Genomic DNA, 19,674 nt, shown 5'->3' on the forward strand with positions numbered 1-19,674 from the left:
GGCACGGCTATGTCACGCGCACCACGGAATGCGGTCGTGGCGGAATTGGTAGACGCGCAGCGTTGAGGTCGCTGTTCCTTAACCGGAGTGAAAGTTCGAGTCTTTTCGACCGCACCAATGACAAGGGCGCCCCACGGGGCGCCTTTTTCTTTTGCGCGCCCGAGGTCTGCGCGCCCTTCCGGCAGCCTGCCGCCGCATCCGCCCGATTCTTGCCCAGCCTCGCCCGCCGCCGGGAACCTGCCGCAATATGACGTTGCAGGTTTGCGTTCCCGCTGGATAGAGTGACGCAACAAAGAACAGGAAGACAGGGAGCAGATGCCTTGACCCCGACCGGCAACGACGGATTCGTCGTCTTCGACCACGTGCAGAAAAGCTATGATGGTCAGACTCTTGTCGTGAAGGATCTGAACCTCTCGATTGGCAAGGGCGAGTTCCTGACCATGCTGGGGCCCTCGGGTTCGGGCAAGACCACCTGCCTGATGATGCTGGCGGGTTTCGAGACCGCCACCCACGGCGAGATCCGGCTGGCCGGGCGCAACATCAACGACGTGCCGCCGCACAAGCGGGGCATCGGCATGGTGTTCCAGAACTATGCGCTGTTTCCGCACATGACCGTGGGCGAGAACCTGGCCTTCCCGCTGGAAGTGCGCGGCATGAGCAAGGCCGAGCGCGAATCCCGCATCATGCGGGCGCTGGACATGGTGCAGATGGGCCGCTTCCGCAACCGGCGGCCCGCGCAGCTTTCGGGCGGCCAGCAGCAGCGGATTGCGCTGGCCCGCGCGCTGGTCTTCGACCCGCAACTGGTGCTGATGGACGAGCCGCTGGGCGCGCTGGACAAGCAGCTGCGCGAGCATATGCAGTACGAAATCAAGTCGCTGCACGACAACCTTGGAATCACGGTCGTCTACGTGACCCATGACCAGGGCGAGGCGCTGACCATGTCGGACCGCATCGCCGTCTTCAACGACGGGCGCATCCAGCAGCTCGCGCCGCCCGCGGTGCTGTATGAAAAGCCGGAAAACAGCTTCGTCGCGGGCTTCATCGGCGAAAACAACAAGCTGCCCGGCAGGATCGAGAAGCTGGACGGCACCCGCGCCGAGGTCCGGCTGGCGAATGGCGAACTGATCGACGCCACCGCCGTGAACATCCGCGAGGTTGGGCAGCAGACGCTTGTCTCGATCCGCCCCGAACGGGTCGAGTTCAAGCCCGACCTGATGCCCGCCGGCACCCACACCATCGACGCCGAGGTGCGCGATGTCATCTACATGGGCGACATCCTGCGGGCGCGGATGAAGGTCGCGGGCAGCGACGACTTTGTCATGAAGTTCCGCAACACGCTGGGTCAGACCCGGCTGGAACCCGGACAGCACATCAGGATCGGCTGGAACCCGCAGGATGCGCGGGCGCTCGATCCGGTCTGAACAACCAACAACAAAGGGAGGCCATATAATGAAAAAACTACTTATCGCCACCACCGCATTCGCCGCTCTGGCGACGGCGGCCTCGGCGCAGAGCGGGGGCGTGCTGAACGTGTTGGACTGGGGCGGGGCTTATGGCCAGTCCCACGCCATCGCCTATAACGCGCCCTTCGAGGCCGAGACGGGCATCCGCATCACCGTGGCCGATGCCGACAACCCGGCGACCCCGATCAAGGCGATGGTCGAGGCGGGCAACGTCACCGCCGACGTGGCCTCGGTCGAATATGCGGACGCCGTGCGGCTCTGCGACGAGGGCGCGCTGGAACAGATCGACCCTTCGGTCCTGAGCGCGGCGGCCGATGGCACCGCGGCCGCCGATGACTTCATCGAGGGCGCGATCACGGACTGCTTCGTGGCGACCGACGTTTATTCGATGGTCCTTGCCTATGACGACAGCAAGTTCCCCGAGGCGAAGCCCGCAAGCCCCGCCGACTTCTTCGACACCGCCAAGTTCCCGGGCAAGCGCACCATGCGCAAGGGCGCCAAGTTCAACCTGGAACTGGCGCTGATGGCCGACGGCGTGGCCCCGGCCGAGGTTTATGACGTGCTGTCGACGCCCGAGGGTGTGGACCGCGCCTTTGCCAAGCTGGACACGATCAAGAACGACGTGATCTGGTGGGAAGCGGGTGCCCAGCCGCCGCAGCTTCTGGCGGATGGCGAGGTCACGATGGCCTATGCCTTCAACGGGCGGATCTTCAACGCGGCCATCGGCGAGAACAAGCCGTTCAACATTATCTGGAACGGCCAGATCTACGAGATGGAAGGCTGGGTCATCCCCAAGGGCGCGCCCAACAAGGACAACGCTCTGAAGTACATCGAGTTCTCGACCCGCCCCGAGCAGCTTGCCAAGGCCGCCGAGCACATCAGCTACGGCCCGCCGCGCAAGTCCTCGGCCGCGCTGGTCGGCAATGTCGCGGGCAAGGACGTGCCGATGAGCCCGCACCTGCCGACCTCGCCCGGCAACATCGAGCAGGGCATCGCCTCGAACCTCGACTTCTGGGTCGATCACGACGGCGAACTGAGCGAGCGTTTCAACGCCTGGCTGGCGGGCTGACGTTTCGGCGGCGCCGCCCTTGCGCGGCGCTGCCATACCCCAAGGTTGCGAAAGAGCGAACCATGACAAGACGACTGATCGCAGGCACGGCGCTGGCGCTGATCGCCGCGGGCACGGCGCAGGCACAGGACTCGATCAACATCACCACCTATGGCGGCGCCTTTGCTGCGGCGGTGAACGAGGCCTATGCCCGGCCGTTCACGGAAGCCACCGGCATCCAGGCCAACATGGTAGACAACTCGGACCCTCCGGCCAAGCTGAAGGCCGAGGTCGAGGCCGGCAACGTCACCAGCGACGTTTACGACGTCGAGCAGTCCGACGTGATCCGCCTGTGCGACGAGGGCCTGATCGAGCCGATCGACCCCGAGGCGCTGCCCGCCGCCGCGGACGGGACACCGGCTGCCGACGACTACCTGCCGCAGGCGCTGCATGAATGCGCGACCGCGATCATGGTGTGGTCGACGGTGATCGCCTATGACACCTCGGCCTTCCCGAACGGCGCGCCCGCCTCAGTGGCCGACTTCTTCGACACCGCCAAGTTCCCCGGCAAGCGCGGCATCATCAAGCGCCCGAAATATGCGCTGGAGTTCGCGCTGCTGGGCGACGGCGTGGCCCCCGACGAGGTTTATGACGTCCTGTCGACCGACGAGGGGGTGGAGCGCGCCTTTGCCAAGCTGGACACGATCAAGGACCAGGTGGTCTGGTGGGAAGCGGGCGCGCAGGCGCCGCAGCTTCTGGCCGACAAGGAGGTGTCGATGACGCTGGCCTACAACGGCCGGATCTTCGACGCCATCGTGGACGAGGGCAAGCCCTTCGGCTTCGTCTGGGACGGGGCGAACCTTGACATGGACTACTGGGTCATCCCCAAGGGCGCGCCCGATGTCGAGAAGTCGATGCAGTTCATTGCCTTCGCCTCGGACCCGGCGCGGCAGGCGGACCTGTCGAAATACATCGCCTATGGCCCGCCGCGGAAATCGGCTGCGGCGAGTGTCGGGACCTACAAGGACGGCACCACCCAGATGGCACCCTACCTGCCGACCACGCCCGCCAATGCGGAAAAGGCACTGGTCAACGACGCCGGCTTCTGGGCCGACCACGGGACCGAGCTGACCGAGCGCTTCAACGCCTGGCTGGCAAGCTGACCCCTTACGCCGGGGCGCCGACGTGCGCCCCGGCCTTTTCGATGCGATGGACCGATGCGCAGAACGCTGATCCTTGCCGCCACGCTGATTGCCACGCCTGCGCTTGCGCAGCAGGACCCGCTGACGATCATATCGTGGGGCGGGGACTTCGCGGCCATGCAGGAACAGGCGATGGCGCGGCCGTTCTCGGAACGGGCCGGGATTCCGGTGCGCTTCGTCGATACGGACGACCCGGCCGGCATGGTCAAGACGCAGGTCGAGGCGGGCAACGTCACCGCCGACCTGGCCAGCGTCGGGCAGGGTGCGGGGATGCGGCTGTGCGAGGAAGGCGACGCCTTGCCGATCGACCCGGCCAGCCTCGTGCCGCCGCCCGGTGGGGGGCCGGTCGCGCAGGATTTCCTGCCGCACACGCTGACCGACTGCTTTGTCGCGACCGACATCTATTCGACCGTGATCGCCTATGACGCCGAGAAGTTGGCTCAGGCGCCGGCCTCGGCCGCGGATTTCTTCGATCTCGAACGCTTCCCCGGCCGTCGCGGCCTCGGCCGCACGCCCCAGTTCACGATGGAGCTGGCACTGGTCGGCGACGGCGTGCCTCTGGATCAGGTCTATGCCGTTCTTGCAACACCTGAAGGGGTGGAGCGTGCGCTGGCGAAGCTTGACAGCATCCGCGACCAGATCGTCTGGTGGGAGGCGGGGGCCCAGCCGATCCAGCTGCTGGCTGATGGCGAGGTGGCGATGACCCACGCCTACAACGGCCGCGTCTTCAAGGCCGCGCAGGTTGACGGGCTGCCGCTGGCGATCCTGTGGGACGCGCAGATGATGGAGGTCGAGGGCTGGGTGATCCCGAAGGGTGCCCCGAACCTTGATGCGGCGCGCGACTTTGTCGCCTTCTCGACCGCACCCGAGGTGCTGGCCGATGCCGCCGAGATCCTGCCCTATGGCCCGCCGCGCCGCTCGGCGCAGGAGATGGTCGGCAACTTCGCAGGCGACGGCACGACCCCGATGAGCCCGCACCTGCCGACCGCGGCCCGGAACATGACCAATGCCCTGTTCGTGGACCCGGCCTTCTGGGCCGACCACGAAACCGAGCTGCGCGCCCGCTTCACCGCGTGGCTGGGCAGCGAGTGACAGACGGCCCCCAAGGCCGCAACGACCAAAGGACCGAAATGGCCAGTGCTCTCGATCCCCATGCCGCAGTGGTTGCCGGAGCCTCCGGCGCGAGCCCGCGGCTGACCACCGCCGACGGGCAGCCGCTGGCCCGCGCGCTGGCCCGCGCTTCGGCACGGGCGCGCAGGCGGGCCTTCCTGCTGGTGGCCCCGCTTCTGCTGTTTGTGGTCGTCACCTTCGTGATCCCGATCGGGCAGATGCTGCACCGCTCGATCTACAACGACGGCTTCGCAGCCAACATGCCGCAGATCTCGGCCTGGTTCGCCGAGAACCCGTCCGGCACCCAACCGGACGAGGCCGCCTTTGCCGCGCTGGCCGCAGATCTGAAGACCGCGGCCGACAACCGCACGATCGGTATCGTGGGCACCCGGATGAACTATGACGTACCGGGCACGCGGTCGCTGTTCACCTCGACGGGCCGCAAGGCGCGCGCCGGATTCGAGCCGCCCTTCCGCGAGGCGCTGATCGAGGCCGACGAGGACTGGGGTGACCCGATGTTGTGGCGCGCGATGCGCTCGGCCTCGACCGCCTATACGGCGAACTTCTACCTGGCCGCCGTGGACCGCACACGGGACGACCAGAACAACATCGTGCAGGTGCCCGAGCGGCAGCAGGTCTATGTGATGCTGTTCCAGCGCACCTTCTGGCTGTCGCTTGTGATCACCGGGCTGACCTTCCTGCTGGGCTTCCCCATCGCGCATCTGCTGGCGACCCTGCCGATGCGCAAGTCGAACCTGCTGATGATCCTGGTGCTGCTGCCCTTCTGGACCTCGCTTCTGGTGCGAACGACCGCCTGGATGGTGCTGCTGCAGCAGCAGGGGGTGGTGAATGACATCCTCGTCTGGCTTGGCGTGGTCGGGCAGGACGGGCGGCTGAAGCTGATCTACAACCAGGTCGGCACGATCATCGCCATGACGCATATCCTGCTGCCCTTCATGATCCTGCCGCTTTATTCGGTGATGCGGACGATCAATCCCAGCTATGTGCGCGCGGCCCGCAGCCTCGGCGCGTCCAGCTGGACCGCTTTCCGCCGCGTCTACTTCCCGCAGACGCTGCCGGGCCTCGGGGCAGGGGCGCTGCTCGTCTTCATCCTGGCGGTGGGCTACTACATCACGCCGGCGCTGGTGGGCGGCTCGTCGGGGCAGCTGATTTCCAACATGATCGCCATGCACATGACCGAGACGCTGAACTGGTCGATGGCCGCCGCCCTTGCCGCGATCCTGCTGGCGAGCGTCCTTGTCCTTTACTGGATCTACGACCGGCTGGTCGGGATCGACAATCTCAAGCTGGGGTGACCTGATGGCGCTGCCGACCTACGCCTCGCCGCTGGAGCGCATCTGGCACTGGGCCTATATCGCGATCTGCGTGGCGATCTTCTTCTTCCTGATCGCGCCGATCGTGGTGGTGATCCCCCTCAGCTTCAACGCCGAGCCCTATTTCACCTTCACCGAGAAGATGCGCTCCTTCGACCCCGAGGGCTATTCGCTGCGGTGGTACGACACGCTGCTGACTTTCGGCATGGCGAACCCCGACGCGCCCCGCACGGGCAGTTGGTGGGCGGACGCCTGGAACAACGCGCGCTGGATCGGCGCGGCGAAGAACTCGATCATCATCGGCATCTTCTCGACGATCCTGGCGACGGTGCTGGGCACGCTGGCGGCGCTGGGGCTCTCCCGGCCGGAGATGCCGTTCCGCCGGATCATCATGGCAATCCTGATCTCGCCCATGATCGTGCCGATCATCATCACGGCGACGGGGATGTTCTTCTTCTATTCGTCAGCCTGCGTGGACACGACCTCGACCTTCGGGCGTCTGCTGGCGCCGGTGCTGTCGAACTCGGGCTGCCTGGCAAACACCTACCTCGGCGTGATCCTCGCCCATGCGACGCTGGGGATCCCCTTTGTCATCATCACGGTGACGGCGACGCTGATCGGCTTCGACCAGTCGCTGAACCGGGCGGCGGCCTCGCTGGGGGCGAACCCGCGGACGACCTTCTTCAAGGTCACGATGCCGCTGATCCTGCCGGGCGTGATCTCGGGCGCGCTGTTCGCCTTTGTCACCTCCTTCGACGAGGTGGTGGCGGTCCTGTTCATCGCCGGCCCCGACCAGCAGACCATCCCGCGCCAGATGTGGAACGGCATCCGCGAGCAGATCAGCCCCGCGATCCTCGCCGTCGCCACGCTGCTGGTGATCTTCTCGATCGCGCTGCTGGCCACGGTCGAGCTGCTGCGCCGCCGGGGCGAACGGCTGCGCGGCTTGACGCCGGCATGACGCCCGAGGAAATCGAGGACGAGGCGGCGCGCCCCCGGGCGCCCGCCTTCACCCTGTCGCCCTTCCAGGAACTGAACGGCCGGGGGCTGGCGGCCATCCACCGCTGGTACCTGCGCGACCTGTCCGCCGTGGGCGCCCTAATGGGCGACATCCGCGCAGGGCTGAGGCAGCCGGACGAGCTTGCGCCCGCCGTGCGCGGGATGCCGATGGCGCAGAACCTGCGGCTGTTCGGCACGGCCTGCGGGGCCTCCTGCCGAGCAATCACGACGCACCATCAGATCGAGGACTTCCACCTTTATCCGCAGCTCGAGGTGCAGGGGAACGAGGGCCTGAACGCCGTCCTGATCCGGCTGCGTCAAGAGCATCGCGGCCTCGAGCACCTGATCGAGGTACTGGCCCAGGCGGCGGACGAGCTTGCGCTGGACCCTGCGCCTGTTCGGTTCGAGGCCTGCGCACAGGGCTTCGCGGCGCTGGACCGCGCCGTGCGGTCGCATTTCCGCTATGAGGAAGCCGAGATCGGCCCGGCCTTGGGTTATTACGAGGTGCAGGTCTAGGGCAGGATCGCCAGCCAGCCCCAGATCGTCAGGATCGACAGGGCCGTCGCGATCAGCACTGCCGAGGCCGCGCTGCGGATGGCCGACTGGTAGAGGTTGGCGAAAAGATAGGCGTTCACCCCCGGCGCCATCGCCGCCGTCACCACCGCCGAGCGCAGAGCGCCCGTATCCAGGCCGAAGGCCGTCCCCAGCCCCCAGGTCAGGCTGGGATGCAGGACCAGCGAGCAGCCGCAGATCAGCGCGATCGAGGCCGCGTCCCCCTGCGGCCGATAGCGCAGCAGCACGCCGCCCAAGCCGAACAGCGCCGCCGGCAGGGCCGAGCGGGCGATCATCTCGATCGCTGCCCAGAAACCCTCGGGCATGACCAGCCCGGCTGTCTTCAGCAGGTTCATCGCCAGCCCGCAGAGGATGCCGATCACCAGCGGCGTCCGCAGCACCCCGTTCAGCGCCCGCAGCGCCACCCGTCCCGGGGCGACGCCGGTGCCATGGGCGCGCGTGAACTCCATCACCGTGATGCCGAGCGTGTAGAGCAGGGGCGAATGCAGCGCGATGATGGTGAAGTTGCCGGCCAGCGACTGCGGTCCATAGGCCCGCTCCATGATCGGGATGCCCAGCAGCAGCGAGTTCGAGAAGAGGCAGGCGAAGCCGATGGCCACCGCGTCCTCGGGCGTCCGGCCGATCACCCGGCGCGCGATGATCCAGCCGACCAGAAACGAGGTCAGCGCCCCCGCGTAGAAGGACAGCAGCAGCCAGGGGTCGAACTCGGCCGACAGGTCCAGCGCCGCCATGGAGCTGAACAGCAGCACCGGCACCGCGAAGTTCTGGGCATAGCGTTGCAGGCCGTCCACGGCGGCAGGACCGAACCATCCCCGCCAAGCCACAAGATAGCCGAAGCCGATCACAAGGAAGACCGGCAAGATGACGTCGAAAAGGGCGCTCACAGCTCGATCGTCATCCCGTCATAAGCGGGGATGACGTGGTCCGGCGTCTCGGCCATGACGGCGTCGTAATCGAGGTCGATGTGCATGTTGGTGAGGATGCCGCGCCGGGCGCGCGAACGCCCGATCCACTTTAGCGCCAGCGCAAGGTGCGCGTGGCTGGGATGGGGCGTGCGGCGCAGGGCGTCGCAGATGAAGACCTCGGGTTCCATGATTGCGGGCCAGACATCCTCGGGGATCGCCAGCACATCGGGCAGGTAGACCATCGCAGGGCCATCCGCTTCCTCGGCGATGCGGAAGCCCAATGCAGGGATGCCGTGATCGACCGTGAAGGGCGTGAAGTGGATGGGGCCGCCTTTGCCGGGCACGGCAAAGGGCCCGCCGATCAGGTGCAGTTCCAGGATCGGCGGATAGGGCGAACCCTCCGGCGTCTCGAAGGCATAGCCGAAGCGCTTGTGCAGCGCCGCCGCCGTCGGCCGGTCGGCCCAGCCCGGCAGGATTGATCGCCGGTTGTGGACGATCTGGCGCAGGTCGTCGAGGCCATGGATGTGGTCGGCGTGCGGATGCGTCCAGACCACCCCGTCCAGCAGACCCACGCCCGCGTCCAGAAGCTGCGGCACGAGGTCCGGTCCCGTGTCGATCAGCACCCGCGTCGTGCCCTGCGCTCCCGTCCGTTCCAGCAGCAGCGAGCAGCGGCGGCGGCGATTCCTGGGGTTCTCGGGATTGCACTCGCCCCAGTGGCCGCCAAGGCGCGGGACGCCGCCCGACGACCCGCAGCCCAGGATCGTGGCTCGGATCATGCGGCGGCCTTCGGGAACAGCCGGTCGAAGTTCGCGCTGGTCAGGGCCGCGAACTCGGCCAGCGTCATGCCGTAAAGCTCGGCTCCGACGCGGGCCGTATGGGCGACATAGGCCGGTTCGTTGCGCTTGCCACGATGAGGCGGGGGGGCAAGGAAGGGAGCATCCGTTTCCACCAGCACCCGGTCGCGCGGCGCTGCGGCGAAGATTTCGCGGATCTCGGTCGAGCGGGGGAAGGCGGCGATCCCCGACATGGACAGGTAGAAGCCGAGGTCCAGCGCCGTCCGGGCCAACTGCGGCCCCGAAGTGTAGCAATGCATCCCGGCAGAAAACGGCCCGGCAGCGTGCTCGCGCGTCAGGATCGCCGCCATGTCATCATCGGCGTCGCGCGAGTGGATGATCAGTGGCAGGCCGGTGCGGCGGGCGGCCTCGATGTGAATCTCAAGGCTTTCGGCCTGAATGGCGGCGCTGTCGGCGGTGTAGTGGTAGTCGAGGCCCGTCTCGCCGATGCCCACGAACTTGGGATGCGCGGACAAGGCGACCAGTTCCTCGACGGCTGCCAGCGGCTCCTCGGCCGCCTGCATCGGGTGGGTACCCGCGGCGTAGAAAACGCCCTTATGCGCCTCGGCGATGGCGCGGACTTGGGGTTCCAGCCGCAGGCGGGTGCAGATCGTGACCATGCGGGTCACGCCGGCTGCACGGGCGCGGGCGACCAGTTCGGCCTGCTGGCCGTCGAAGTCGGGAAAGTCCAGGTGGCAGTGGCTGTCCACCAGCTGCGGCGGGGTTTCGGGGGCTTGGGTCATCATGTCATCCTCGGCCCGCCGCGTCGGTCCCGCCGGGGCCATGCGCCAGGGTCAGGAGCATATCCATCACCAGCGCCGCAGGGTCAAGGTTGACCGCCCGGCCTGCACGGGCGCGCGCGGACAGGTCCGCCTGCGCCGCGGCCCAGTGGCGCGCGGCGCGATCATCGGGGGACAGTCGGGCCAGCAGCGCGCCCTCGCCCTCGGCGGCCTCGGGCAGGGGCGGCCCCATCAGCCCGGCACGGGCGGCCCGCGACAGGAAGCGGTCGAGCAGCGTCATGGTCAGGTCGAAGGGATCGCCCTCGGCGCCCGGACGGCCCGCGGCCTCCTGCGCGAAACCGGCGGCGGCCTGGCGGTCCATCGCGGGCATGGTGGCGAACAGCCGGACGAGATCGGCGTAGCGGTCGAGCCCGTCCTGTCCCGCCAGCCGCAGCGCCTCGCCGACCGAGCCGCCCGCCAGCGCCGCCAGCCGCGCCGGGTCGCCCGGCACGTCCAAGGGGGCCAAGGCCGCCGCCATATCCTCGGGCGACAACGGCATCAGCCGCAGCTCGCGGCAGCGCGAGCGGATCGTGGGAAGCAGCCGTGCGGGCTGGTGGGCAACTAGCAGAAGGACCGCGCCCTCGGGCGGCTCTTCCAGCATCTTCAGCACGGCGTTGGCGGCGGCGGTGTTCATGTCGTCCGCGGCGTCAATGATGGCGATACGGCGCCCGCCCTCGGCCGCGCTCATGTGGAAGAAGGAGAGGAGCTTGCGGATGTCCTCGACCACGATCTCGCTCCGCAGGCGGCCCTTGTCGTCAAGGGAGCGGCGGACCAGGTGCAGGCGCGGCTCGGACAGGGCGCGCAGGCGGCGGGCGACCGGGTGATCCTCGGGGACCGACAGGTCGGGGGTGCCGGCCTCGGCCAGCAGCCAACGCGCGATGGCCCAGGCGAGCGTCGCCTTGCCAGTGCCGCGCGGGCCGGTGATGAGCCAGCCATGATGCAAGCGACCCGCAGCGGCGGCCCGGGTAAAGGCGGCCACGGCGGCATCCTGTCCGACCAGCCGCCGCGTTTCGCGCGGATGCGGGGCGCCGGGAACGCGGTCGGATTCGATCGGGCTTTCGGGATCGTCGCTCAAAGCGCGGCCCTGACACGGGCGGCAACAGCCTTGGCCGGGCCGCTGCCGTCGATCAGCCGGACGCGGTCCGGGTGAGCGAGGGCCAGGGCGCGGAAGCCATCGCGCAGGCGCTGCTGGAAGCCGAGGCCCATGGCTTCGAAGCGGTCCTCGACGGCAATGTCCGTTTCGCTGCCAGTCGAAGGGCCACGCTGCCCGTTTTTCTCCGCAGGGGTGACGGCTTCCCTGTGGCTCTGCGCAGCATTCCCGTTCCTGGGCGGAACGGGGTGCGAGGTGGTCGCGGTGCCAATGGCAGGGGACGCGCGCCCGGTCGCCCTTGCCAGCGCCTGAGCAGGGTCGAGGTCGATGACGAAGGTCCGGTCGGGCTCGGTGCCGATCATCAGCCGGTGCAGGTCCTCGACAGCCTCGGCCAGGTCGGCCCGTGCGACGCCCTGATAGACGCGGGTCGAGTCCGCAAAGCGGTCGGTCACAACCCAGGCGCCGCGATCCAGAGCGGGTCGGATCGTGCGTTCCAGGTGGTCGCGGCGGGCGGCGGTGAACAGCAGAAGCTCGGTTTCCGGCGACCAGCGATCGGCGCGGCCTTCGACCAAAAGGCGGCGGATCTGTTCCGCCCCCGGCGAACCGCCGGGTTCGCGCGTCAGCACGACCTCATGGCCTTCCGATCGCAGGCCTTCGGCCAGCAGGCGCGCCTGGGTGGACTTGCCCGACCCGTCGATCCCCTCGAAGCTGATGAACACTCGCGTGGCCGTCTTCAGCCGCCAACGGCCGCGACGGCGCGCTGGCCAAGGCGCATCGCGGCATTCTGCAGCCGCCCCACGAAGCCCGCGCGCGTCACCCCGTTCGCGGTCACCAGCGGCAGGCGCGATTCGACCGATCCGGGGACCGAGACGACGAGATCGCCCACGCGCTGGCCGGCCTCGAAGGGGGCCTCGAGGGGACCGTTGAACACGGCCTCGGCGGTCACGCCCGAGGCCGCGCCCGCGGGGATCAGGACGTTCACGCCTTCGGGGGTGGTCAGGGCGACGCGGCGGGACTGGCCCAGCCAGACGGGGGCCCAGGCGACGGTTTCCCCCTTGGGGATCACGGTCTTCATGGTGAACTGGCGGAAGGCCCAGTTGACGATGCGCTCGGACTCCTCGGACCGCGCGCGCTCGGACGGCAGGCCGTTGACGACAAAGATCACCCGTCGCCCGTCCTGCACCGCCGATCCGACAAGGCCGTAGCCCGCTTCCTGCGTGTGCCCGGTCTTGAGCCCGTCCGCCCCGACGCCCAGTCCCAGGATCGGGTTGCGGTTGCGCGTGTTGGCCGGCGCCCGGCCGTCGAAATCGAAGGTATCGAGGGCGAAATACTTGTAATACTCGGGAAAGTCCTCGACCAGATGCTGGGCGAGCTTGCCGAGGTCGCTGGCCGACATGACGTGGCCCGGCGCAGGCCAGCCCGACGAGTTGACCAGCTGGGTGTCCTCCAGCCCGAGCTCATGTGCCCGGGCGGTCATCTTGCGGGCAAAGGCCTCCTCGGTCCCGGCCAGCCCCTCGGCCACGACCACGCAGGCGTCGTTGCCCGACAGCACGATGATGCCCTTGATCAGTTCCTCGACCGTGGGACGGTCGAGTTCGTCCAGAAACATCGTCGAGCCGCCCATCTGCTTGGCCTTGGTCGAGACGGGGAAGGTCGTCTCAAGTGTCACCTGGCCCTGATCAAGCGCCTCGAACAGCATGTAGAGGGTCATCAGCTTGGACATGGAGGCGGGCGGCATCGGCTCATGCGCGTTCTTTTCCATGAGCACGCTGCCGGTCGCCACGTCATAGACCCAGGCGGCCCGGGCCGTGGTGTCGAAGGACTGGGCGAATGCCGCAAGGGGGCTGAAAAGGGCGGCCGTGACGGCGCCGGCAAGCACACGGGACAGAAGCGCGCGCATGAATGTTCCTTTCCGTGGTTTGGCACCAGCGTTACCCGACCCGGCCCCGACCCGCAACGTGACCCGGCTTGGGCAGCCTGGCAGCAGCGGGTAAAGATTCGCTGAACGTCAGCCTTTCATCGCTGCGCGCCAGTGGCGGCGGCAGAGGGAAACATAGCTTTCGTTGCCGCCAAGCTGGATCTGGGCGCCCTCGTGAACGGGCGTGCCCTCGGGGCCGAGCCGGACGACCATGGTCGCCTTGCGCCCGCAATGGCAGATGGTGCGAACCTCGCGCAGGTCGTCGGCCAGCGCCAGCAGCGTGGCCGAGCCGGGGAACAGCTCTCCCCTGAAATCGGTGCGCAAGCCATAGGCCATGACCGGCAGGTCCAGGTCGTCGGCCACGCGTGCGAGTTGCCAGACCTGGGCAGCGGTCAGGAATTGCGCCTCGTCCACGAAGACGCAGGCGGTGCCAGCGCCTTCGCGCTGGATCAGTTCGAACAGGTCCGTGTCGGGGGCGAAGGCCAGCGCGTCCTCGGCGATGCCGATGCGGCTGCCGATCCGGCCCGGACCGGCGCGGGTGTCCAGCGCGGCGATCAGCAGCAGCGTGGTCATGCCACGCTCGCGGTAGTTGTAGGACGCCTGCAGGAGCAGCGTGCTCTTGCCCGCGTTCATGGTGGAATAATGGAAATAGAGCTTGGCCATGCCCGGGCGAGTGCCAAGCGAGGCGTGGGGATGCAAGGGGGCACAGGGTTGTGACGTCGGACCGGGGGCTTCGCGCCCCCGGAGCCCCCGCGGGATATTTGCACGAAGAAGAACTACGAGTGCCGCAGGAAACGTTCGGTTCCCTGCGGCACGCTTTCCAAGGAGAGGCACCCGGGCATGCCGGGTGCCTCAACGGTCAGCCTTGCCGCTGCTGGGCGCGGGGCGCGCGCGAGGGGCGGCGCGGCGGGCGCTTGGTAGCGCTGGCCGGGCGGCCCTGCGGGCGGGCGACAGGGATGGGACCCACGGGCGGCTCGCCGCCGATCACGGGGATGGCGGCCTTCATGGCCTTCTCGATGGCCCTCAGTTCGCCCGCCTCCGCGGGGGCGCAGAAGGCCACGGCGCGGCCGTCACGACCCGCGCGGGCGGTTCGGCCGATGCGGTGGACGTAGTTTTCCGGCACGTTCGGCAGGTCGTAGTTGTAGACATGCGCCACCTCGGGGATGTCGAGCCCCCGCGCGGCCACGTCCGTCGCCACCAGCACCTGCGTCTCGCCCGCCCGGAACGAGGCAAGGGCGCGCTCACGCTGGCCCTGGGACTTGTTGCCGTGGATGGCAGCGACCTTGTGGCCCCATTTCTGCAGCAGCGTGGCCAGCTTTTCCGAGCCATGCTTGGTGCGGCCGAAGACGATGGCCAGCTCGCCCGGGTGCCTGGACAGGTACTCGGCCAGCAGCGTGGCCTTGTCGCCCTGGTTCACGAAATGCACGCCCTGCTCGATCTTGTCGGCGGCCTTGCCGGGCGGGTTCACCGCGACACGGACCGGATCGGTCAGGTAGCTTTCGGCCAGCTCCTCCATCAGCTTCGGCATGGTGGCCGAGAAGAGCATTGTCTGGCGGTCGCGTGGCAGCAGCCGGGCAATGCGGCGCAGCGCGTGGATGAAGCCGATGTCCAGCATCTGGTCGGCCTCGTCCAGCACCAGATAGCGGGTCTGGTCGAAGCGGACGGCCTTGCGCTCGATCAGGTCGATCAGGCGGCCAGGCGTCGCGATCAGCACGTCCACGCCGCGCGACAGGCGGTCCACCTGTACGTTGATCGAGGCGCCGCCGACCACACGGAAGCTGCGGATGCCGGTGCCGCGGGCAAAGCCCTCGACGTTCTGGGCGATCTGGGTCGCGAGTTCGCGCGTCGGGGCCAAGATCAAGGCCTTGCAGCTGAACGGCTCGGCGCGTTCGCCCTTGACGACGAGGCGGGTCAGCATGGGCAGGCTGAAGGCCGCCGTCTTGCCGGTGCCCGTCTGCGCGAGGCCCAGCAGGTCGCGGCCAGCGACCAGCGCGGGGATCGCCTCGGACTGGATCGGGGTGGGTTCGTTCAGCCCAAGCTCGGACAGGTTGATCGCCACACGCGGGTCGATGCCCATGCGGGTGAAGGGAGTGTCGATCTCGGGGATCGCGCGGCGGATGAAGGGCTCGGCCTCGGCGCGGGCCTTCTTGGCGCGGCCGGGACCGCGGCGGGCATCGAAGCCGGCAGAACGGGGCTTCTGGAACTCGCCGTCGCGGCGGGGCTGGCTGGAGCGGGCGCGCGGAGCGCGCGTCGTGGTGTCTTCGGTCATCTCATGTCCTTGGTCGCCGTCCCCCGTATCGGGACGCGCGAAAGGCCCCGGCAGGACGCCGGCGGCAAGCGAGGGGTCGCGGGTCAGATACGAAACCCGCCGGCAACCCTGCGTGACATGGGGAACCAGTCTGAGGCGTCGGCCCTGGCAAGGACAAAGGTCCTGCGGCTGCTCACGCGGCAGCGGGTGACGACAGGGGCAACATGGGCGTTTCCGCAGCAAAGTCAAGGGAGGCCCTGCAGCCCTTTCCCGCGTATGGTCCCTGCGGGCTTGCCCGTCCTGCAGGAACCCGCTAGGCCCGGCGGCTTTCCGCAGCAGGACGCCCGCCATGCCCTCTGATATCCTCGCCATCGACTTCGGCACCTCGAACTCTGCCGCGGCCGTGCTGGACGCGGGCCGTCCGCGCCGCATCCCGATCGAGGCCGGGGCGGACACCCTGCCCACTGCCGTCTTCTTCCCCCCACGGGGCGGCGCCATGCGGATCGGCGAAGCCGCGGGCGAGGCGCTGATCGCCGGCGAGGAAGGCCGCTACATGCGGGCGCTGAAAAGCGCGCTCGGCACGTCGCTGCTGCATGAAACCCAGCTTGTCGGCGGCCAGCGCCGGACACTGGCGCAGATCATCACGGCCTTTCTCTCTGTGCTGCGCGAACGGGCCGAAGCCGCAACCGGCCGCCGCCACACCCGTGCCCTTTCCGGCCGTCCGGTCCATTTCCACCCTGACCCCGTGCGAGATGCCCGGGCCGAGGCCGACCTGCGCGACTGCTACCTGGCCGCAGGTTTCGAAGAGGTGCGCTTCCTGCCCGAACCCGAGGCCGCCGTGCTGGCCTGTCACCACCTTGGCGCAGCGGGCATGACCGGGCTGGTCGTGGACATCGGCGGGGGCACCTCGGACTTCTCGGTGTTCCGCGCCGAGGAGGGCAGGGTGCGCATCCTCGCCAACTATGGCATCCGGCTGGGCGGGACAGACTTCGACCATGTGCTGTCGATGGCCCATGCTATGCCCCTGCTGGGCCACGGGGGCGAGTTGCGCCGCGAAGCCGGGCCGGGTCGGCTGCCGGTGCCCAATGCCATCTATGTCGATCTGGCGACCTGGGCCCGGATCCCGTTCCTTTACACGGCCGCGACGCGCCGTCAGGCGGCGCAGCTTGCACGTCTGGCAGTCGCGCCCGAGCGGCTGACACGGCTGGTCGAAGTCCTGGAGCATGAACTTGGCCATGAACTGGCCTTCGCGGTCGAGCACGGCAAGATCGCCGCCAACGGCGGCGGCGATGCCCGGATCGGCATGGGCTTCATCGAGCCGGGGCTGTCCGCGCCCCTGTCCGCCGCCTCGCTGCAGGCGGCGTTGCAAGGCTGCCGGGACGACCTGTCTGTTGCGATCACCGAGACGCTCGCCCTCGCTCAGGTGCCTGCCGGGCAGATCGGCAGCGTGATCCTGGTCGGTGGCTCCAGCCTGATGCGGATGGTGTCCGAACTCGCGCAGGCGCAATGCCAGGGGGCGGCCCTTTACCGTTCGGAAGCCTTCACCGCGGTCGTGGATGGCCTTGCGCTGGCCACCCGAGGGCTGGAACGTTCCTAGCCTTGCAGCGCCCGGTCAAAACCTGAGCCTTTGCTGGCCAATGCGGTCGACGTTGCTGGCACCCGAAGTCCTGACAGCGAGAAGCCGCCCCGGCAGGCGCGGTCCCGGCCATCGCCCTTACAGAACAATGATCCCCGAGTGCTTGGCCTTTTCCTCGGGCTCGACGTGGATGGTGATATGGGCGGGCTCCACCTCCTTGCGGATGCAGCGCTCCAGCCGGTCGCAGATGTCGTGCGCGGTCGAGACGGTCATGTCGCCCGGAACCACCAGATGGAACTCGACAAAGGTCATCGGGCCGGCGTGGCGGGTGCGCAGGTCATGCGCTTCAATCGCGCCCTCGGCATTGGCCGAGATCAGGGTCCGGATGCGGCCCAGCAGGGCATCGGGCACGGCGGAATCCATGAGCCCCCCGACCGAGTCCCGCATCAGCTGCCAACCCGACCACAGGACGTTGAGCGCCACGAGCGCGGCAAGCGCGGGATCGAGGCTGCTCCAGCCCGTCGCGCTTGCCAGAAGAACGCCCAGCAGAACGCTGACCGACGAGACGACATCCGTCAGCAGGTGGCGACCGTCCGCCACAAGGGCAGGGGACCGCAACCGGCGGCCCCGGTGGATGAGCACCCAGCACCAGGCGCCATTCACGACGCTGGCCAGGCCGTTCACCAGCAGCCCTTCGGGCGAGGCGTCGAGAGGCCTGGGGTCGCGGAAGCCGTGCCAGGCCTCGTTCAGGATCAGAAGCGCGGCCACGACAATCAGCACCCCTACGATTACGGCCGAGAAGTACTCGATCTTGCCGTGCCCGTAGGGATGCGAGGCGTCTGCGGGCTTGGCGCTGGTGCGGACCGCCAGCAGCGCGACCACCGCCGTGACGACGTTCACGATGCTTTCCAGCGCATCCGAATAAAGCGCGATCGAGCCGGTCAACCGCCAGGCCAGGAACTTGAGGCCGAGGACCAGCAGGCCCACGGCAATGCTGCCTGCGGCGATCTTCTGGACGCGATCCATCGGTCTCCTGCCCGGTTACTGTGATTGCCCGGCCCTGCCTTGGTCCCTGCGGGCACCAAACTCAACCCCGGTGCGTTGATCTGACCCTCGGTCGCGCGGACCACGGCCGATCCGCATCGGGGTTGGCGAAATCGCCGCCATGGCCGCAGGGTGCAGTGCCTGTCGGTTGCACCGCGGCGATGGCGGGGCCAGCTCGGTATATGTCGATTGCCAGCGAGGCCAGCTTTGCAGCTTCCAGTTCCAGAGAGGGAACAACGCCACGCCAAAATCGCGCCCCGCGCGGGTGATCAATCAGCGGCTTCGCCTCGTCCTGGTAATCCTGTTCATGGTGCTAGAGGGCGAGGTTTGCACGGCTCACAGGGTTCTTCGGTCGCGGCGCAATGGCGCGCCGCAACGCCCTTGTGGGGCTCTCGGTTCGCGCTCCCTGTCGTCTGTTTCCGCTCTATGTAGTTCCAGAAGGACAAGGGGCGCGGTCGCGTGACGGTTGTCTCAGAACGTGCCGCGCTGCAATTCGAAGACGCTGTGGGCGACAGCGCCGTTCTGCTTGACGACCCGTGTAGTGTTCCGGGGCTTGATGGACTTTGCCCGCCTTTGGTGGAGAGCCTTTAGCTCACTTCTCGGGCTTTTTGCTCGAAGGCGATAGGGCTCTGGAAGCCGAGCGATGAATGCCGCCTGACGGGGTTATAAAACCCGTCGATATATCTGCCGACGGCGTTTTCGGCCTGTTGACGAGATTGCCAGGCGATCAGCCAGATCAACTCTGACTTGATAGTCTCTAAGCACGTTTCCACCATCGTGTTGTCGTAGCAGTTCCCACGTCCGCTCATCGAGATCAGGATGCCGCGTTTGCGCAGAAAGGCCTGATAGTCGACCGAGCAGTATTGCGATTGGCGATCGGAATGATGGACCAGCCTTGGTTGAGGGTTGCGAGCCATCAGAGCACGGCGCAGGGCTTCGACGGCAAGGTCGCGCTTCAGACGATTACTCGTGGCCCAACCAACGACGCGCCGGGACAAGAGATCAAGCACGACGGCGAGGTAGAGCCAGCCCTCTGCCGTCCAGATGTAGGAGATGTCTGCTCCCCATTTCCGGTCGGGGCCGTCCACCGTGAAGTCCTGCGCCATCAGATTGGGCGCGACTGGCCAAGCATGTTCGCTGTCCGTCGTGCGCTTGCAGCGCCGCTTCTGACGCGCGATCAATTGGTTCTCGCGCATCAGCCACGTCGTGCGATGCCGCCCGGTCTCATGGCCCTCGTCGACGAGGTCGCGGTGCATGCGCGGGCTGCCGTAGGTCCCTTTCGACAGTGCGAAGGTCGTGCGGATATGTGCCAAATAGGTCATGTCCCAATGTTGGCAGTGACGGGCCGGTCGATCCTGCCAGGTAAAAAAGCCGCTCTGCCTGACACCCGGAACATGGCACATCCGGCTGATCGGAAAGCTGGCCTTCTCCGCCTCGATAAAGCCGAAGGTCATAGGCTTCCCTCTCTCGCCAAGAAGGCCGCGGCTTTTCTTAGGGTCAGGACCCATTGGTCTGCCTGCTGCTGGGTGCTTCAGGCTCCGCGAGGAGACTGATC

16 protein-coding genes, 1 tRNA gene and 2 pseudogenes are annotated in these 19,674 nt (G+C 67.8%); 9 read left to right on the plus strand and 10 right to left on the minus strand.

The window, feature by feature from the left end; all coding sequences use genetic code 11:
* Positions 1 to 30: 30 nt before the first annotated feature.
* From ACFFII_RS08035 to ACFFII_RS08070, 8 genes are all read left to right on the plus strand, one after another.
* A tRNA-Leu gene (locus ACFFII_RS08035) sits at positions 31 to 117 on the plus strand.
* A 203-nt stretch (positions 118 to 320) separates the two neighbouring features.
* On the plus strand, positions 321 to 1,421 hold the full coding sequence (locus ACFFII_RS08040) for an ABC transporter ATP-binding protein (protein WP_377698375.1): 1,101 nt from the start codon (positions 321 to 323) through the stop codon (positions 1,419 to 1,421).
* A 28-nt stretch (positions 1,422 to 1,449) separates the two neighbouring features.
* Positions 1,450 to 2,532 (plus strand): ABC transporter substrate-binding protein, encoded by a 1,083-nt coding sequence (locus tag ACFFII_RS08045; protein ID WP_377698376.1) that lies wholly within the window; start codon positions 1,450 to 1,452, stop codon positions 2,530 to 2,532.
* Positions 2,533 to 2,594: 62 nt separating this feature from the next.
* Positions 2,595 to 3,674, plus strand: a complete 1,080-nt coding sequence (locus ACFFII_RS08050) for an ABC transporter substrate-binding protein (RefSeq protein ID WP_377698377.1) — start codon at positions 2,595 to 2,597, stop codon at positions 3,672 to 3,674.
* A 54-nt stretch (positions 3,675 to 3,728) separates the two neighbouring features.
* Positions 3,729 to 4,805: an ABC transporter substrate-binding protein gene (locus tag ACFFII_RS08055; RefSeq protein WP_377698378.1), complete on the plus strand. Its 1,077-nt coding sequence runs from the start codon at positions 3,729 to 3,731 to the stop codon at positions 4,803 to 4,805.
* A gap of 38 nt (positions 4,806 to 4,843) precedes the next feature.
* On the plus strand, positions 4,844 to 6,139 hold the full coding sequence (locus tag ACFFII_RS08060) for an ABC transporter permease (protein ID WP_377698379.1): 1,296 nt from the start codon (positions 4,844 to 4,846) through the stop codon (positions 6,137 to 6,139).
* Positions 6,140 to 6,143: 4 nt separating this feature from the next.
* Complete coding sequence (locus ACFFII_RS08065; RefSeq protein WP_377698381.1) at positions 6,144 to 7,115, plus strand: ABC transporter permease; 972 nt, start codon at positions 6,144 to 6,146, stop codon at positions 7,113 to 7,115.
* Positions 7,112 to 7,669, plus strand: coding sequence for a hemerythrin domain-containing protein (locus ACFFII_RS08070; RefSeq protein WP_377698382.1), 558 nt, complete (start codon positions 7,112 to 7,114; stop codon positions 7,667 to 7,669). Before ACFFII_RS08065 ends, ACFFII_RS08070 begins: the two co-directional genes overlap by 4 nt.
* On the opposite strand, the gene ACFFII_RS08075 is transcribed toward ACFFII_RS08070, so the two are convergent.
* From ACFFII_RS08075 to ACFFII_RS08110, 8 genes and pseudogenes are all read right to left on the minus strand, one after another.
* Entirely contained in the window at positions 7,666 to 8,610 is a 945-nt protein-coding gene (locus tag ACFFII_RS08075) for an AEC family transporter (RefSeq protein ID WP_377698383.1), read from the minus strand. The two genes, ACFFII_RS08070 and ACFFII_RS08075, sit on opposite strands and share 4 nt — an antisense overlap.
* On the minus strand, positions 8,607 to 9,407 hold the full coding sequence (locus ACFFII_RS08080) for an MBL fold metallo-hydrolase (protein ID WP_377698384.1): 801 nt from the start codon (positions 9,405 to 9,407) through the stop codon (positions 8,607 to 8,609). The genes ACFFII_RS08075 and ACFFII_RS08080 overlap by 4 nt, the downstream gene beginning before the upstream one ends.
* Entirely contained in the window at positions 9,404 to 10,207 is an 804-nt protein-coding gene (locus tag ACFFII_RS08085; protein WP_377698385.1) for a TatD family hydrolase, read from the minus strand. Before ACFFII_RS08085 ends, ACFFII_RS08080 begins: the two co-directional genes overlap by 4 nt.
* Positions 10,208 to 10,211: 4 nt before the next feature.
* The gene (locus tag ACFFII_RS08090; RefSeq protein WP_377698386.1) at positions 10,212 to 11,318 is read right to left on the minus strand and encodes a DNA polymerase III subunit delta'; all 1,107 of its coding nucleotides are present in this window, start codon (positions 11,316 to 11,318) and stop codon (positions 10,212 to 10,214) included.
* Positions 11,319 to 11,611: 293 nt separating this feature from the next.
* Positions 11,612 to 12,052, minus strand: a pseudogene (gene tmk / locus ACFFII_RS08095) (dTMP kinase); the annotation flags it as partial.
* A 14-nt stretch (positions 12,053 to 12,066) separates the two neighbouring features.
* Positions 12,067 to 13,233 (minus strand): D-alanyl-D-alanine carboxypeptidase family protein, encoded by a 1,167-nt coding sequence (locus tag ACFFII_RS08100; protein ID WP_377698387.1) that lies wholly within the window; start codon positions 13,231 to 13,233, stop codon positions 12,067 to 12,069.
* Positions 13,234 to 13,341: 108 nt separating this feature from the next.
* A complete protein-coding gene (locus tag ACFFII_RS08105) occupies positions 13,342 to 13,914 on the minus strand; it encodes a thymidine kinase (RefSeq protein WP_377698389.1) in 573 nt (190 codons plus the stop codon).
* Between the two features lie 196 nt (positions 13,915 to 14,110).
* The gene (locus tag ACFFII_RS08110; protein WP_377698390.1) at positions 14,111 to 15,520 is read right to left on the minus strand and encodes a DEAD/DEAH box helicase; all 1,410 of its coding nucleotides are present in this window, start codon (positions 15,518 to 15,520) and stop codon (positions 14,111 to 14,113) included.
* A gap of 328 nt (positions 15,521 to 15,848) precedes the next feature.
* Between ACFFII_RS08110 and ACFFII_RS08115 the strand changes: the two genes are divergently transcribed.
* The gene (locus ACFFII_RS08115; RefSeq protein WP_377698391.1) at positions 15,849 to 17,096 is read left to right on the plus strand and encodes an Hsp70 family protein; all 1,248 of its coding nucleotides are present in this window, start codon (positions 15,849 to 15,851) and stop codon (positions 17,094 to 17,096) included.
* 117 nt (positions 17,097 to 17,213) lie between these two features.
* Here the strand turns inward: ACFFII_RS08115 and ACFFII_RS08120 are convergent, their stop codons facing one another.
* Together ACFFII_RS08120 and ACFFII_RS08125 are read right to left on the minus strand one after the other, a co-directional pair.
* On the minus strand, positions 17,214 to 18,101 hold the full coding sequence (locus ACFFII_RS08120; protein WP_377698392.1) for a cation diffusion facilitator family transporter: 888 nt from the start codon (positions 18,099 to 18,101) through the stop codon (positions 17,214 to 17,216).
* Positions 18,102 to 18,706: 605 nt separating this feature from the next.
* Positions 18,707 to 19,612, minus strand: a pseudogene (locus tag ACFFII_RS08125) (IS3 family transposase); the annotation flags it as partial.
* Positions 19,613 to 19,674: the final 62 nt, after the last annotated feature.

The sequence above is a fragment of the Paracoccus niistensis genome (genome assembly GCF_042432925.1).
In the GTDB taxonomy this organism is placed as follows: Bacteria; Pseudomonadota; Alphaproteobacteria; order Rhodobacterales; family Rhodobacteraceae; genus Paracoccus; species Paracoccus niistensis.